Annotated in this window: 11 protein-coding genes; 5 read left to right on the top strand and 6 right to left on the bottom strand. The window is 52.3% G+C overall.

What is annotated here, in order from left to right; genetic code table 11:
- Positions 1 to 73 precede the first annotated feature (73 nt).
- A complete protein-coding gene (locus ACO0LH_RS09420) occupies positions 74 to 844 on the top strand; it encodes a phosphate/phosphite/phosphonate ABC transporter substrate-binding protein (RefSeq protein ID WP_422940818.1) in 771 nt (256 codons plus the stop codon).
- Positions 845 to 925: 81 nt separating this feature from the next.
- Here the strand turns inward: ACO0LH_RS09420 and ACO0LH_RS09415 are convergent, their stop codons facing one another.
- The 3 genes from ACO0LH_RS09415 to ACO0LH_RS09405 all read right to left on the bottom strand — a co-directional run bounded on the left by ACO0LH_RS09415 (position 926) and on the right by ACO0LH_RS09405 (position 4,376).
- The gene (locus tag ACO0LH_RS09415) at positions 926 to 2,449 is read right to left on the bottom strand and encodes an acyl--CoA ligase (protein WP_422940817.1); all 1,524 of its coding nucleotides are present in this window, start codon (positions 2,447 to 2,449) and stop codon (positions 926 to 928) included.
- A 140-nt stretch (positions 2,450 to 2,589) separates the two neighbouring features.
- The gene (locus tag ACO0LH_RS09410) at positions 2,590 to 3,591 is read right to left on the bottom strand and encodes a 2-dehydropantoate 2-reductase (protein WP_422940816.1); all 1,002 of its coding nucleotides are present in this window, start codon (positions 3,589 to 3,591) and stop codon (positions 2,590 to 2,592) included.
- Positions 3,588 to 4,376: a fumarylacetoacetate hydrolase family protein gene (locus ACO0LH_RS09405; protein WP_422940815.1), complete on the bottom strand. Its 789-nt coding sequence runs from the start codon at positions 4,374 to 4,376 to the stop codon at positions 3,588 to 3,590. The genes ACO0LH_RS09410 and ACO0LH_RS09405 overlap by 4 nt, the downstream gene beginning before the upstream one ends.
- Before the next feature lie 235 nt (positions 4,377 to 4,611).
- Here ACO0LH_RS09405 and oxlT point away from each other — a divergent pair, with 235 nt between their 5' ends.
- Positions 4,612 to 5,886: an oxalate/formate MFS antiporter gene (gene oxlT, locus ACO0LH_RS09400; protein ID WP_422940814.1), complete on the top strand. Its 1,275-nt coding sequence runs from the start codon at positions 4,612 to 4,614 to the stop codon at positions 5,884 to 5,886.
- 208 nt (positions 5,887 to 6,094) lie between these two features.
- Positions 6,095 to 6,919, top strand: a complete 825-nt coding sequence (locus ACO0LH_RS09395; RefSeq protein WP_422940813.1) for a DUF72 domain-containing protein — start codon at positions 6,095 to 6,097, stop codon at positions 6,917 to 6,919.
- On the opposite strand, the gene ACO0LH_RS09390 is transcribed toward ACO0LH_RS09395, so the two are convergent.
- The 3 genes from ACO0LH_RS09390 to ACO0LH_RS09380 form a co-directional block, all read right to left on the bottom strand.
- Positions 6,903 to 10,712, bottom strand: coding sequence for an ATP-binding protein (locus ACO0LH_RS09390; RefSeq protein ID WP_422940812.1), 3,810 nt, complete (start codon positions 10,710 to 10,712; stop codon positions 6,903 to 6,905). The genes ACO0LH_RS09395 and ACO0LH_RS09390 overlap by 17 nt on opposite strands.
- Before the next feature lie 134 nt (positions 10,713 to 10,846).
- Positions 10,847 to 11,800 carry a sulfonate ABC transporter substrate-binding protein gene (locus tag ACO0LH_RS09385; protein ID WP_422940811.1) on the bottom strand — a complete coding sequence of 318 codons (954 nt, stop codon included), beginning with the start codon at positions 11,798 to 11,800 and terminating at the stop codon, positions 10,847 to 10,849.
- 42 nt (positions 11,801 to 11,842) lie between these two features.
- On the bottom strand, positions 11,843 to 12,886 hold the full coding sequence (locus ACO0LH_RS09380; RefSeq protein ID WP_422940810.1) for a LacI family DNA-binding transcriptional regulator: 1,044 nt from the start codon (positions 12,884 to 12,886) through the stop codon (positions 11,843 to 11,845).
- A 210-nt stretch (positions 12,887 to 13,096) separates the two neighbouring features.
- On the opposite strand from ACO0LH_RS09380, the gene ACO0LH_RS09375 reads away from it, so the two are divergent.
- Entirely contained in the window at positions 13,097 to 15,352 is a 2,256-nt protein-coding gene (locus ACO0LH_RS09375; protein ID WP_422940809.1) for a TonB-dependent receptor, read from the top strand.
- A gap of 4 nt (positions 15,353 to 15,356) precedes the next feature.
- Positions 15,357 to 16,646 carry an LLM class flavin-dependent oxidoreductase gene (locus ACO0LH_RS09370; protein ID WP_422940808.1) on the top strand — a complete coding sequence of 430 codons (1,290 nt, stop codon included), beginning with the start codon at positions 15,357 to 15,359 and terminating at the stop codon, positions 16,644 to 16,646.
- The last annotated feature ends 163 nt before the right edge of the window (positions 16,647 to 16,809 follow it).

Here is a 16,809-nt window from a genome sequence, read left to right as displayed (position 1 = left end):
TATCTTAATCTATCATCTAGGGTTGTCAGAAATGTTGTTCCAACGCGTTTTGATCTTGATTCTTCTCGCTGTCGTGGCACAAGCGAGCCATGCACAGGAGTGGATACTCGCTGTCAACGAAGGTGTTACCTATCAGGATGGCAGCCCTATTTCTGATCGCTATAAACCTCTGGTAGATTTGCTGGAGAAAGAACTCAAGCATCCCGTCAAAGTACAGGCGGTAGACAGGTACAGCAGTTTTGAAGCGGGTCTTGATGCAGAACGTTATGACCTGGTTTTTATCCATCCGGCGCACATCGGTTTGCGCGCAGTCAAAAGTGGCAAATATATCGGCCTGGTGACTGCCAAAGATTATACGGACTATCGTGCCCGCGTATTCGTCAAAAAAGATTCTGCGATAAAAACCATTGCCGACCTGCGCGACAAGAAAATTGGCGTACCGTCACTGGAATCCATTACGACGGTCATGTTTACCGCCAACCTGACTGAGCTTGGTTTTCGCGACCCTGCCTCACGCTTTAGCGCAACGCGCTTTCAGGATGCTGTACCCTTCATGGTAGAAAATGGTTTCGTTGAAGCCGGTGTCACTGGCTCCGGCGCAGTCGCCAAGGACTGGGTAGCCAAGGGTGGCCGAGTAATAGGTGAAACAAAACCTGTCCCTATCAAGCAATTCCTGGCCTCAAAAAGACTGAGTGCTGAACAACGTGAAAAAGTACAAAACCTGCTGCTCAAACTCAGTGAAAATGAGGCAGGTAAAGTTGCTTTGAAAGGCATTAACATGAAGGGCTTTGTACCCTGGGACAACGCAGTGATGACAGATGCCACCAAGCGACTTGGCTTGTAGCCAGCGTAAAGTGATCCACACATCGTAAAAGGGGCGCAGATTTTGATCTGCGCCCCTTTTGTTTATGCTTCAGATTTACACTTACAAACCCAGTTTGGCAGCCAGGCCTATGCGTTGCAATTTCCCTGTCGCACCCTTGGGTATTTCTTCGAGAAACAAAATCTTGCGCGGTATCTTGAAGTCCGCCAGGCGTATGGCAGCAAATTCACGCAATTCTTTTTCTGTCGCTGTCGCACCTTCGCGCAACACGACAGCAGCACCGACTTCTTCACCCAACTTCTCGTGCGGGATACCAAAGGTAACGACCTGTTGTACCGCAGGATGATCCATCAGGATTTCATCAACTTCACGTGGGGAAATTTTCTCACCGCCGCGGCTGATGATCTCTTTGAGGCGGCCAGTAATGCTGAGGTAACCATCTGCATCCATGATGCCCTGGTCACCAGTGCGGAACCAGCCATTGGTGTACGCCTCCGCATTGGCCTTGGGATTATTTTCATAGCCTGCCGTGACATTTGGCCCACGGATAACGATTTCACCTGTCAGGCCACGCTCCAGCAAATTACCTTCGGTATCCATGATTGCCACTTCAGGGCCGGCGGCAATACCGACCGAACCGGGTATGCGTTTGGCAGGTGGCAGCGGGTTACTGGCCATCTGGTGTGCCGCCTCTGTCATGCCGTAGGCTTCAATCAAAGGGGTCTTGAAAGCAGCTTCAAGCTCACTGATGACTTGTGGCGGCATGGAAGAAGAAGACGAACGTATGAAGCGCAAGGGGTTGGCTGCAATCACTTCATGATTTTGCGCCGCCCGCGCAACGATGGTCTGGTGCATGGTCGGTACAGCGGTGTACCACGTCGGTTTCGCTTCTGTCATCCAGCTAAAGAATTTCAGGGCATTAAAACCTGGCGTGCAAAAGATGCTGCTGCCCGCGGACAGCGGTGCCAACAAACCCGCGATCAGTCCGTGGATATGGAACAGCGGCATGATATTGAGGCCACGGTCAGCAGCAGTCAATTGCAGGTTGTCGCGCACATTGCAGCCCGAAGCACAGATGTTGATATTCGACAGTGGCACGATCTTGGGACGTGATGTAGTACCTGAAGTATGCAGTATCAAACCGATGTCTTCAGGCGCAGCCGGGCCAGGGGTAAAAGATGCACTGGCAGCTTGCGGATTGACCTGCGTCAGCGTAAATGCGCCTATGCCTTCTTCACTTGGCGTCAGTTCCAATACCTGTATTTTCAGCTTGTCAGCGATGGCAAGTGCAGGTGAAGTACTGCCCTTCTCTACCACCAGCGCTTTGGCATGCAGGTCAGACAGATAGAATTCAAATTCGTCAGCACGGTAGACAGGGTTCAATGGTGCAGCAGTGGCGGCGGCGGCAATGCAGACAAAGGCGCTGGCCATTTCCGGGCCATTTGGCAGAACGATGGCAACCCTGTCCTGGCGACCTATGCCAAAGCTGTTTAAGCTAGCCAGGGTCTTTTGCTGATTGGCGCGCAGGTCACGGTAAGTCAGGGGTTTGGCACCTGGTGCTTGCAGTGCGATGGCATCGTCAGCGCCCACGGCGAGTAAATCGACGAGTGTGGAAAATCTTTGCATGATAGCTTTCTATAATAAAAAATCATTACCATCGGCACGGCCTGCTTGCACAAGGTCTGGAGCGCCTGGATGCGGCCAACCCTTCAGCCTTTTCCTGCGCTGATGACAGCTTATGACAGCGTACAGCAGCTTACGGCTGCTTATGTTTGTATCCGCAACTTGCCGTTTTGCTCTTTCACCGTTTGCGCCAGCAGCGCCGTCAACGCATAGACCGCTTCTATATTCGGGGTAGGCGTATCCGTGATCTTGCCCATTTCTATGACTGTGCCGACCAGGGCTTCCAGTTCTATCGGCCGGCCGGCTTCAATATCCTGCAACATCGAGGTCTTGTGCTTGCCGACCGCGGCTGCACCGGCAATGCGCTTGTCTATGGATACCTTGAAATTGACTCCCAGCTTTTCACCTATCAACTGCCCTTCCCGCATCATGCGCGCCACCAGTTCACGTACCGGTGCAAATTCACAGATATCCACCAGTGTTGCATGCGTCAGTGCACTGATAGGGTTGAAACTCAGGTTACCCCAGAGCTTGAGCCAGATTTCTGAACGGATATCAGACGAGATGGGCGCCTTGAAACCCGCTTGCCGCAAGGCGTCAGCCAGCGCACGTATGCGCGGTGTATCGCTGCCATCGATTTCGCCCAGTGAAAAGCGGTTGCCTTCTATATGCTGTATGACACCAGGCGCAATGATTTCGCAGGCTGGGTAGATGATGCAGCCTATCACTTTCGCCACATCTATGTGCGCCGATACCACGCCACCCGGGTCTACCGCTTCTACCCGCCGGCCTTCATAGTCGCCGCCATGCTTGTGGAAATACCACCAGGGCACGCCATTTTGTGCCGTCACCACGATGGACTCTGGCCCCAGCAAGGCAGGTATGCCAGCCGCCACTGCCGCGACCTGATGTGCCTTCATGCCGAGAATGACGACATCCTGCACGGGCAGATCAGCAATGCGGTCAGTAGCGAAGATGTTTGCCACATGCTCGCTGCCATCATCCATGATGAGTTTCATGCCATTTTCACGCACGGCCTGCAAGTTGGCACCACGTATCACCACACTGACTTCATGCCCGGTCTGGGCCAGTTTTACCGCCAGGTAGCCACCAATTGCACCCGCACCTATGACTGCTATCTTCATATTGTTTTTCCCTCGACACTTTCAAAACTATTGCGCAGACTACCTATGCCGTCAATCACAATTTCCACTATCTGGCCGCTACGCATGGGGCCTGCGCCTGCCGATGTACCGCAGGCAATGACATCACCAGGCAATAATGTCATCTCGCGTGAAATCATGCTGACGATCTGCGCGGGAGAAAAGATCATATCGCGACAGGCATAATTTTGTCGCTCTTTGCCATTTAAAAATGTTTTCACTACCAGGTTTTGCGGATCAAGCCCGGTGGCAATGACAGGCCCGAATACACCAAAAGTATCGCAGCTCTTAGCCCTGCACCATTGTGCGAACGAGGCATCACGTTGCAACAGTTCTAACGCTGTCACATCGTTGACACAGGTATAACCGAAAATGCTGTCGGCGGCGACGTCGGTATCAACATTGCTGCAGGACTTGCCTATCACGATGCCCAGTTCACCTTCGTAGAGAATCTTGCCATCATAAGCAAGAGGGCGCCTGATGATGCCATCGTGTGGCAGGTAAGAATTGGAAGTCTTAATAAAGTACAAAGGCTCGGCAGGGATGGCCTGCCCAAGTTTTTCAGCCAGTTCATGATAATTGTTCCACAAACCTATCATTTTTGAGGCAAGGCTGGGTATCAGAAGACGCACCTGATCCAGGGCCAGTGTTTGCCCTGTGGGTGTGGGATTGTTAAATAAATCACCTTCGAAGACCGTGATGACACCTGCTTCCAGGCTGCCAAAGCCGATGTGATTTTGATGTTCAAAGCGCAGCCAGTTTGTCATATATGCAAGTATCCATGCGGGTGTGCAAGAAGTTGTGTCTGATTTTCGTCTTCAGCGAATAAACATATGCTGAAGCTGAAATTGTTAAATTACTTTAAATGAATTATTATAGTCTAGTCGATTCGTCTAGCAAATTTAGCCAAGAAATTTATTTCACATAAGCACATTTGTTCAGCGAGTACTACCAAACATTGTTTCCATTGAACCCTTAGATTTTGATAAAAAGGATAGGCGCATGACTCCGGAAATATCCATCAAGCCAGAACTCCCCCTAGTGGAAACGGCACCGCATTACCGCTGGTTACAATTATTGCTAGGCATCCTTTGCATGGCTATGATCGCCAACCTCCAATATGGCTGGACCTTGTTTGTCGATCCCCTGGATCAAAAATACCACTGGGGCCGCAAAGCCATCCAGGTCGCATTTTTCATCTTTGTATTTACCGAGACCTGGCTGGTGCCTGTGGAAGGCTATCTGGTTGACAAATTCGGCCCGCGCCCAGTGGTGCTGGTTGGCGGCTTGCTGATCGGTATCGCCTGGTTCATGAATGCACATGCCGATTCACTGACGCTGCTGTATATTGCCGCTGCGATAGGCGGTATCGGTGCTGGTGCCGTCTATGGCACTTGCGTGGGTAATGCACTCAAATGGTTTCCTGACCGGCGTGGGCTGGCGGCGGGTCTGACAGCCGCTGGCTTTGGCATGGGATCAGCACTGACCATTATCCCGATTTCATCGGTGATCAAGAACAGTGGCTACGAAGCAGCTTTCCTGTATTTTGGCCTGGGTCAGGGGCTGGTGGTATTTTTATTATCTTTCCTGCTGAGCGCACCAAAAGACGTCAAGGTGGCCACACCTGCTCACGTCAACCAGACCAAGGTCGATTTCACCTGGCAGCAAATGATCAGGACACCCGTATTCTGGGTGATGTACCTGATGTTCGTCCTGATGGCGGCAGGTGGCCTGGTCGCTACGGCACAACTCGCCCCTATCGCCAAGGACTTCAAGATTGCGGATGTACCAGTATCATTACTTGGCTTCACCTTGCCGGCATTGACATTTGCGCTTTCGCTGGACCGCATTTTCAATGGCATTACCCGCCCCTTCTTCGGCTGGGTATCTGACAATATCGGTCGTGAAAATACCATGTTCATCGCCTTTGCGATGGAAGCAGTAGGTATCCTCGCGTTAAGTATTTTAGGTAAAGACCCGGTCTATTTTGTCTTGCTGACAGGCCTGGTATTTTTTGGCTGGGGTGAAATCTACAGTCTCTTCCCTTCCACTTGCGGCGACACCTTTGGCAGCAAATTTGCCACCACCAATGCGGGTTTGCTCTACACCGCCAAAGGCACGGCCTCTTTACTGGTGCCCTTGTCAGTTTATGTGGTGGAAGCCTATAAAGGCTGGCATGAAGTGTTTTACATCGCCGCTGGCATGAATGCACTGGCCGCCATCATGGCAGTCATCGTACTTAAACCAATGCGCGCGCGTATGCGTAATTTGCAGTAAGGTCTTACTGCACCGGCTGATGCGTCAGTGAAGCCGCAGTCAATAGTGGAGAAATCAAAACCACATTGACTGCGGCTTTTTTTATCTAATTTTGACTATATGTGCTTACAGCACTAACCACATTATTTCTTACATAACTTTCAGATAAAGCTCCTTTTTGAGATGCCTACCCTGTCATAAGATACTGTTTTATCGTTTTTATATCGCCATGACCCACCAGCCCTCATCTTCTCTTGTCTGCGCTTGTGCCGGGTGGACTTTGCCTGGCCAGATCAATGAAGAACTGGCCGGACAATTCCCGTCCCTGCCCCAGTTACAGAGCGAATTGAACGATTTAAAAAATCAGGAGCCGGCGCTGTCACATCTGCAACGCTATGCACAGTTTCTTCAAGGCGTAGAAATTAATTCATCTTTTTACCGCCCCCATCTGCCTGCTACCTATGCGCGATGGCGGCTCAGCGTTCCTGATGAATTTCGTTTTTCGGTCAAGCTACCCAAAACCATGACGCATGTTTTGCGTTTAAAAAACTGCGAAGACGAGTTACAGAAATTTATTGCAGAGGTATCGCATCTGGAAGAAAAACTGGGGTGTCTGTTAATCCAGCTCCCCCCCAGCCTTTCTTTTGAGTACGCAGTAGTGCAGCAATTTTTTTCCCTGTTAAGGCAGTTCACTGATGCCCCGCTTGCGCTGGAGCCTCGTCACCCTACCTGGTTTCAAAGTACGGCGTTCGATTTGCTGCTTCAAAATGAGATTTGCCTTGTTGCCGCTGATCCAGGTATCGCGGGATATACGGTATTACAGGATGATTTTCCAGTCACAGCGCCCACTGTCTATTTGAGGCTGCATGGCAGTCCGCATATGTATTACTCCAGCTATGACCAGGTCTTTCTGAATAATTTATCGCGACGCATTGCTGCCTTATCAAAACCTGGCAGTCACATCTGGTGCGTGTTCGACAACACGGCAGAGGGAGCCGCGTTTCCCAATGCCGTAACTTTACAGCGGCAACAAAGGCTTATAACAAAGCGTTGAGCCGGGCGATGTCCAGCGGTTTGACAAAGTGTTCGTCAAAACCGTGCTCGGCTGCACGGCGACGGTCTTCGCTCTGGCCGTAACCAGTCACTGCGAACAGGCGCAGCGCTTTGCCGCCTGGTAATTGGCGCAAGCGCACAGCAAGCTCGTAACCGTCCATGCCAGGCAGGCCGATATCAAGCAAACACACATCCGGCTTGAATGCCGGCGCCAGTTGAAGTGCGGCAAGTCCATTGAGCACAACCTTCACCCTGTGCCCCTGTATTTCAAGCAGGTCTTGCAGCACATTTGCTGCATCCTCATTGTCGTCGACGATGAGGATAGTCAATCCTGTATGCCTGACGCTATCCTTTTGCGCATCCAGTCCTGGCTCTGCCTCGGCCAGGCTGCTCTCCAACTGTGCGTAAGCCGGCAAACGCAGGGTGAAGGTGCTGCCCATGCCAAGACCGTCGCTATATGCTTCTACGCTGCCGCCATGCAAGGCCATCATGCTGCGTGCGATCGCCAGGCCCAGTCCAAGGCCGCCTTGCGAACGACTTAGCGCCTGACGTTCCTGCACGAACAAATCAAAGATGCTTGGCAAGATGGCAGCGCTGATACCTATACCATTGTCGCTGACGGTCAACACTACGTCTTTGCCTTCACGCCAGGCTGCAACACGCAGTTGCCCACCCTGTTCAGTGTACTTGGCGGCATTGCTGAGTAAATTGGCGATTACCTGTCGGAGTCTTGCTGGGTCTGCCTGCACGGACAAGCCCTCAGCAGCGACATCCACCGTCAGATGATGCAGTTTGCCTTCGATGAGTGGACTGATGGTTTCGATAGCATTGGCCACCACTTCTCCCACTTCGATCACTTTCTTGCGCAATTCAATCTTGCCCTGAGTGACACGTGACACGTCCAGCAAATCATCAACCAGCGCCACCAAATGCTGCACTTGCCGCTCTATGACGGCACGCTCTTTCCTGGCGGTATCGACGCCACGCAAGCGCATGAGTTGCAGAGCCGTCACTATCGGCGCCAGAGGATTGCGCAATTCGTGGCCGAGCATGGCTAGAAATTCGTCCTTGGCAAGACTGCCTGCTTCCGCCGCCCGCTTGGCACTGGTCAGCTCTGTGACTTCGAATACCACTACTGCTACGCTCTCTATGCTGCCATCTTCGGCGCACAGTGGTTGATAGACAAAATCAAAATAACATTCGACCGGTCGAGGTGGGTTGCCGCGTACGAGCTCAACACGTACTGAGCGTCCCATATATGGCACACCAGTGGAATAGACGGCGTCGAGCAGTTCAAATATTTGTTGTCCCTCGACTTCAGGTAATGCCTGGCGAATAGACAAACCTATCAATGTACGGTGACCCACCAGTTCATGGTAGCGCTCGTTAGCCAGCTCAAATACATGCTGGGCACCCCTCAGGATAGCGATGGCAACGGGTGCCTGGCTGAAGATGGCTTGCATACGCCGCGTTGCGCTGTTTTCTATACTGCGCACACGATGGCGCAGCAACTGCGCGTCGATACGCGCCAGCAGTTCACGGCCAGAAAATGGCTTGACCAGATAATCACTGGCACCGGCCTGCAAGCCCTCCAGACGCGCCTCTTCACCAGCGCGGGCAGAAAGCAGCAACACCGGCAGTTCTTGCGTAGTTGCATCGGCACGCAAGGCGGCCAGCAGGCCAAAACCATCAAGTTGCGGCATCATGACATCAGAGACAATCAAGTCTGGCCGCTGTTTCTTGATGGCAGCAAGTGCCTCGACACCGTTGGCAACAACCTCGATTTTCCAACGCGGCTTCAACAGGCGTATCAAGTAATCACGCATGTCCGCATTGTCGTCAACAATGAGCACACGCTCGGACGAAGCCGGAGCTGAAGTAGCATCTGCTTCAGCCAGAACGGGTTGCAAGGGTACACCTATCCAGCCTGCTGCCTCGGCTACATAAGCTCTCGTCGTGGCCAGGTTGGCACTGCCTTCTCGCGACTGGCGAATCTGGGCAGGATCAAGGTGCGCACTGCCCAGTGGCAGAATAATCTGGAAGCGGGTACCGCGCCCGGGCTCGCTGTCACCTCTGATCGTACCGCCCTGTAGCGACACCAGGTCGTGCACCAGTGCCAGACCTATGCCTGAGCCCTCATGCGTGCGCGAACGTGCGCTTTCTATCCGGTGGAAGCGCTCAAACAAGCGTGGCAACTGATCGGCTGCAATGCCAATGCCAGTATCTGCAATGCTGACGGTGACCGTTCCCAGCTCTGGCGCAGCACGCACGCTGACTGTAATCGTACCTTCAAAAGTGAACTTGAAAGCATTAGACAGCAGATTGAGGATAATTTTTTCCCACATGGTCACATCGATATAGACCGGCTCTGTCAGCGGTGCACAATCGACAACCAGGGCCATGCCTGTGCTTTCAATCGTTGAGCGGAAGCTGCTAGCCAGATCCGCAGTCAGCGCTGCCAGGTCTACTGGTTCAAAAGCAGCCTCTGCCCGGCCTGCCTGCACACGAGAAAATTCAAGCAAGGTGTTAACCAGCTTTTGCAGGCGTACCGCATTACGCTGCATCAGTTCAAGACGCTGGCGCTGGGCAGGCGGCAATGTGGTGGCCTCTTCCAGCGCCTCTTCCAGCGGGCCCAGCATCAGTGTCAATGGCGTGCGAAATTCATGGCTGACGTTGCTGAAAAACTGTGTCTTGGCCTGGTCAAGCTCAGCCAGCATATCCAGTCGCAAGCGTTCTTCCTCGGCAGCCCTGGCATTCTGCAGGGCGTTAACACATTGTGTAGCAACCAGGTCAAAAAAACTGCGGTAGTCATGGTCCAGCTTGCGCACTGGGCTGATGCCCAGAACAAGCACGCCAACAGTAAGGCCCGACACCAGCAGCGGCAATATCAATGCCTGACGTACTGGCTGTCCTGCAAGACCAGTTAGCAGAGCCTGCCCGGCAGGCAACTCAAGCTTATGCGATGCGCCTTCGACCATACTGGCCGAAACAGCGCGTTCAAGTATGAGCGAAAGGGAGACTTTGCCAACAACAGCATCGTCACCCTCCTCTGAATCAAGAGCAATAATGGCAGGAACATCTTCAACAGCGATTCCGGTTGCCTGCGAGAGTTGCAACCCTGTGGCAACTGCTTGCTGCCCTGGCGTTTGATGATTCAGGTACAACAGTGCAAACGGGATATCGTCTGGATTGCCCGCCAGGACCGCGATGACACTGTCCGCAGCAGCACGCACGGTTTTTTCCAGTAAGGACCTTGCTGCCATTTCTGACAGCGTCCGCAAACGGCGTGCGTTCAAATGTTTTGCGGTGACATCAAGATTGGGACAAAACAGGCCAGCGACGTTGCCCGACTCGTCACGGATTGGACTATATGAAAAAGAGAAAAAATTCTCTTCCAGAAAACCGCCACGGTTCATGAACAAACGTACATTGTCTGCGTTGGTGGCTTCACCCACGGCAAACACACGATCAGCCAGTGGGCCACAAATATCCCAGATCTCTGACCACACCTCGGCAGCGGGCAAACCCAGCGCCTGCGGATGCTTGGCCAGGCTGAGCACCTCAATATAAGCATCATTGTAGAGAAAGGTAATATCTTTTCCCCAACCTATCCACATCGGCTGGCGTGAACTCAATATCAGACTGACAGCTGTCTTCAGGCTTTGTGGCCAACTGGAAATAGGCCCTAGCGATGTTGTTGACCAGTCACGCGCTGCAATCAGGCCACCCAACTGGCCTGGGGCGCTGAGGAATTTATGGTCTTCAAGAAGAGTGGCAATTTGATCGCTGTGCATGGCGAAGACCTGCATAAATGGTAACTTGCAAAGGATATCATTTTTTAAGATTTCTTCGCCTGATGCATATCCAGTTTTTCCCAGGCAAACTGGATATGCATGAACTGAGATGTGACAGTCACTTCTGGTGCTAGTCAGTTACCTGCCCTGGGTACCCAGAGCCAGGCTTTGTCACTGATCCTGACCGCCTTTGGTATCAGTTTATTTTGATAAAACAGGTCAGCAATTTCCTGCTGGCGACTGACAATCGCAGCACTCACAGGCATGACACCATAACGGCTGCGCTGCTGCCAGGTAGTGATCACTTCCAGCGGCATGCCTAGCTGACCAGCGATCGTGCTTGCCAATTGCTGTGGATGCTGATTGGCCCACACGGCAGTAGTGGCGAGTTCCGCAAGGATGGCATTCAAGGCTTGCGGATTTTTTTCCAACAGGCGACGAGATGCCTCATAAAAACTGTTGGCAGGCAGCAGCCCCTGATGATCTGCCAGCACCCTGACAGGAAGGCTGCGCTGTACCGACGCCAAATAAGGATCCCAGACTATCCAGGCATCGACATTGCCACTGACAAAAGCAGCGCGTGCATCTGCCGGTGACAGGTAGATCGGCTGTATGTCTTGCACGCCCAGGCCAGCCTTGCGCAAGGCTGTCAGTATCAGCAAATTGGAGCTGGAACCTTTTTGAAAAGCCACCTTCTTGCCCTTGAGTTCAGCAACCGTCTTGATCGGTGATTCTTTAGGCACCAGTATCGCCTCACAGGCTGGCGAAGACGGCTCTGCACCTACATACAACAAATCCACCCCGGCAGCCTGCGCAAATATCGGTGGTGGCGCTCCGGTCAAACCAAAATCGACATTCCCTGCATTCAAGGCTTCCAGTAATTGCGGGCCTGCCGGAAACTCTATCCACTTTACCTGCAACTTCTGCGCAGCAAGTGTCTTTTCCAAAGTACCTTGGGCCTTCAGGATGGATAGCAAGCCACTGCCTTTTTGAAAGCCTATGGCAATAATTTTGTCATCTGCTGCCAGCGCGGGCAGGCTGATTAATAAAATAATTTTGAACAGAATAAAAAGGGAGAATTTTTTCATGTGTCACTTCCGTGGTCGTGGATAGACGTAGTTGATCAGGGACTAAGCACTTTCGCGTTCCAGCATTTCGCACTGCAAGAGGTTCAGCCTTTGTACCTTTTCACTGGCCGCTACTTCACCCAGGGTTTGCAAGATGCGCAAGGCGGCAATTTCACCTATTTCTTTTGCAGGGGGCCGTATGGTGGTCAGGCTAGGCAACAGCATGGATGACATCGCATAGTCACCAAAACCGACAATCGCACATTGCTCAGGCATACGTATGCCTGCTCTTTGTCCGGCCAGTATGGCTGAGGCTGCCAGGTTATCATTGGCAAAAATGATGGCTTCGGCAGCATTTTGTTTGCGCGTAGCCAATGCTTCCATCGCTTGCTTGCCTGCGTCAAAAGGTGTGGCAGCAGTAGGTAAAAAGAACCAGGGTTCCAGCCCTGCTTCGCGCATGATGCTGGCATAGCCATCGCGTCTGTCTATCGCGCTCTCATCACCGGCAACGCTGTTTTGTACAAAGGCGATGCGATTGTAGCCCTTCTTGAGCAGATAGCGTGCTGCCTGCTTGCCTACCTCTTCATGTGAAAAACCGACCTGCATGTATTTGCGGCGCGGCTGGTAATCCCAGGTTTCTACCACCGGGATATTCGCGGCATTGAGCAATTGCACAGTGCCCTTGGTATGGTATTGCCCCGTCACCACCAATGCAGCGGGTGACCAGCCCAGGAAAGTGCGCACAGCTGCTTCTTCCTGCCCAACAGAAAAATAACTGGATGCCAGCAATAGCTGATAACCATGCGCAGTCAGCACATCGCTGAAGCTTTGTATGGTATGCGCAAAAATTGGCCCCGAGATATTGGGAATGACCATGCCAACAATGCGCGCATGCGCAGACTTGAGCCCGCCTGCGGCCAGGTTGGGCAGGTAGTTCAGGTTTTTCACTGCCACAGCAATGCGCTGGCTGAGCGCAGCCGAGACCAGCGCAGGCTGCTTGAAATAGCGCGACACCGTGATGGAACCCACCCCGGCAGCCCGCGCCACATCATGAATAGTTGCCCGGCCAGAGCCGCGCCCTTGGCGTACTTTATTTTCTTTAGTCATCTCTGCATATTTTTAAAAGACATATCGATGATTGTTTTAATTCTTTGACGAGATGCACAGGCATCACAGAAACTAAATAAGTGGTATCGATACCATCGAATTCTAACAGCGGCTGTTACATGAACAAAGTTGCATTTAATTCGATGCTTATTACCAATTCGACTAAGCCAACGAAGTGACTACAAAAAAGTTTCAATCAAAGGAAAGCGTATGAAAGTCAATGCAAAAAACAAATTGTCGCAACAGCGACGCTATCAGCTATTGGGCACCATGCTGGCAGGTGCTGCGCTGAGCATGGGTACGGTTGCTGCAGAAGAAAGCAGCCCGCGTCCTTCGGCTGAAGAGCAGGCAACACTGCCATCAGTCACCGTCACGGCAACCAGGCGCGAAGCTTCTCTACGCTCAGTGCCAGTAGCCATTTCTGTCTTGAATGGCGACCTGCTGGAGCAAGCAAATCGCAACAGCATAGACAGCATTGTTGCTGAATTGCCGAGTGTGAATTTTCGCCAGCAAGGTGGCAACAAAGACTCGACGATTTTTGTACGCGGCATCGGTACCATCTCCACTTCTCCGGGTGTTGAGCCTACGGTTTCTACCGTGGTGGATGGCGTGGTATATGCCCGCCCTGGCCAGGCGACTCTGGACCTCCTCGATATAGACCGCATAGAAGTGTTGCGCGGCCCACAAGGCACGCTGTTTGGTAAAAATGCGTCTTCAGGTGTGTTCAATATACTCAGCCGCAAACCTTCCAAAGAAACCACCGGTTTCATTGATGCCTCTTATTTTGAAGGCAATGAAAAACGCTTGCGCGCAGGCATCTCTGGTACGCTGGCCCCCAATTTATTGAGTGCATCATTCACTGCGCTGGATAGTTCCTATGAAGGCAATGTCGATAACCTGAGTACGCAAAAGAAGGTGAATGGCTACGACCGCAAGGGCGCACGCGCCAAGTTTCTGCTGACACCGAATAATGACCTGGATATCAGTGTGATTGCAGATTACCTACGTTCAAGCAGCTCACCCACCTATGTCGTGCTGCAATCCACCAATACCCCGCTGCTGCAGGCAATTTCACCGGTCAGGCCGGGACTGGATAATCGCCAGGTTGTCTATGATTTGCCGAATGCGATCACCGATTTCAATAAAGGTTTATCAGCTCAGGTGGATTGGCGCAATCAGGGCTATACCTTGACATCGATTACTGCGGCAAGACAGTGGGATAATGAACAGCGAACCACAACATCTGCGATAGGCAATAGTGCAGATACTACACGTATCATTGCGGCCTTCCCGGCCACGCGCGATATAGGCACTTTGCACTACAGCCAGTTCTCACAGGAATTGCGGCTGGCCTCACCTAAAGATGCCGCCTTTGAATATGTGGCTGGTGCCTACTACCTGCATGGCAAGGATGAAGAAACTTATCAGCGCATCGTGACTACTTCACCAAGCGCCATCAATTACGGCTATGCGCCTTACAGCGTAAAAACTGACAGCTATTCCCTGTTTGGCGAAGGTAATTATAAATTCAGCCCGGACTTGAAACTCCTGACAGGCCTGCGCTGGACGCGCGATGAAGTGGCCTATGAACATGCGCGCATATCTACCCAGGCTGTTGCCTTCCCGGGCGTGCAACCAGCGACTGCAAACGCCGGCTCCACCACGGAAAGCGCCTTCTCAGGCCGCATAGGTCTGCAATTTGATGTCAGCAAAAGCATCAGCAGTTATGCTACCCTGTCACGCGGCTACAAGGGGCCTGCTTACAATGTATTTTTCAATATGCTCAACCGTGACACTCTGGCCTTGAAGCCAGAGCTGTCAGATTCATTTGAAGTAGGCATCAAGGCCTTGCTGCTAGACCGCAAACTAAGCTTTAATGTTGCGGCTTTCCAGACTAACTATTCCAATTACCAGGCCAATTTCTATGACACAGTAGCAGGTGCCGTTGTCACGCGTCTTATTAATGCTGGTGACGTATCTACCCGTGGTGTGGAACTGGAAGTGGAAGCCAGGCCAATACCCCGCCTGAACCTGAGCGCATCACTGGCCTATATCGATGCACGCATAGACCAGTTCAATTGCCCGGCCGCTGCAGCAGCGTCTTGCAACTTGAATGGCCAGACCTTGCCGTTTTCACCAAAGTGGAAATCTTTTGCCCGCGCCAGTTATGCCATACCGCTCAACAATGGTTTGCAGGTGGATGTAGCAAGCGACTTTAGCTGGCAAAGTAAAGTGCAGTATGACTTGTTCCAATCTGCGACCACCATACAAGGCAGCGTCGGCTTATGGAATGCCAGTGTGGCATTGTCGGCACCAGACAAAGGCTGGCGGCTGGCCCTGATCGCGAAAAACCTGGGCGACAAATCTTATGCGACCAATCTGGTGAATGGCACCAACACCGTGACGCGCGCAGTACCACGTGATGACCAACGCTATTTTGGCGTCAATCTCAGGAAGGACTTCTGAGCTCATGGCGACACGTCAATTAAAACTGGGCGCATTCCTGCTGCATAACGGCCATCATGTGGCGGCCTGGCGGCATCCACAAGCTGACAATGGCAGCAATCCGTTTGCGCTGTACAAAAAACTGGCGCAGACTGCCGAACGTGCCTGCTTCGACGCAGTATTTTTTGCCGACAGTGTTGCCCTGAGCAGTGGAGTTGGTGGTCTGGAGCCATTGACGCTGCTGTCAGCGCTTGCCGCAGTGACTGAACATATCGGTCTCATAGGCACGGCCACCACGACCTATAACGAGCCATATCACGTCGCCCGCAAATTTGCCTCGCTGGACCGCATCTCTGAAGGCCGTGCAGGCTGGAACCTGGTGACCTCGGACAATGCCAGCGAAGCCGCCAATTTTGGCCGCAGCGAGCATGTAGCACATGGTGAGCGCTATGCCAGGGCCAGAGAATTTCATCAGGTAGTGCAAGGCTTGTGGAATAGCTGGGAAGACGACGCCATTCTGAATGATAAAGAAAAAGGCATACAGTTCGATAGGAAAAAACTACATACGCTGAATCACAAGGGCGATTATTTTTCAGTGGCCGGTCCGCTGAATGTCAGCCGCAGCCCGCAAGGCCACCCCATCGTCGTGCAGGCAGGTGGCTCGGAAGCGGGTAAAAACCTGGCGGCAGAAACTGCGGATGTGGTGTTTACCGCCCACCCCAATCTGGCATCTGCCCAAGCCTTTTACCGTGACTTGAAAAGCCGGGTAGTCCAGGCAGGCCGCCAGGCCGGTAGTTTGAAAATCATGCCTGGCCTATTTCCTGTCGTCGGAAAAACCGTGGAAGAAGCGCAGGAAAAATTCCAGACACTGCAAGACTTGGTAGTGCCCAAGGATGGCCTGGCGTTATTGGGCCGCATGATAGGCAATTTTGATTTGTCAGCCTACCCGCTGGATGAACCTTTGCCAGAATTACCCTTGACGGACGATGGGCAGCAAAGCCGGCAAAAATTACTGACACAGTTGGCACAAGGCGAAAACCTCAGCATACGTGAGCTGTATCTGCGCATCGCCGGTGGCCGCGGCCACTTTACGCTGATAGGCACAGCTGAGACGATTGCCGACCAGATCCAGCTATGGTTTGAAAGTGAAGCTGCCGATGGCTTCAATATCATGCCGCCTTATTTGCCAGGTGGCTTCGATGATTTTGCTGAACTGGTGGTACCTGAATTGCAAAAGCGCGGTTTATTCAGAAGCAGCTATGAGGGCAATACCTTGCGTGAAAACCTGGGCCTGGCTTTTCCAAAGTACAGATAATGACATCATCCCTCATTATCATCTGGAGTATGCTGACAGCTTAGTCTGCATCTTTATTTATTGGGACTTACGCGAAATTGTCCCAACAAGGCTATCGCTTTAGGAAACCACCCTTGCAAGGGTGGTTCGTTGCGTTGGCGGACAACATATTGTCTGAAACCCC

It is taken from the genome of Undibacterium sp. TJN19 (assembly GCF_049339485.1).
Lineage (GTDB): Bacteria > Pseudomonadota > Gammaproteobacteria > Burkholderiales > Burkholderiaceae_D > Undibacterium.
Note: the sequence above shows the minus strand (reverse complement) of the source record. Positions and strands in the feature narration are given on the sequence as shown.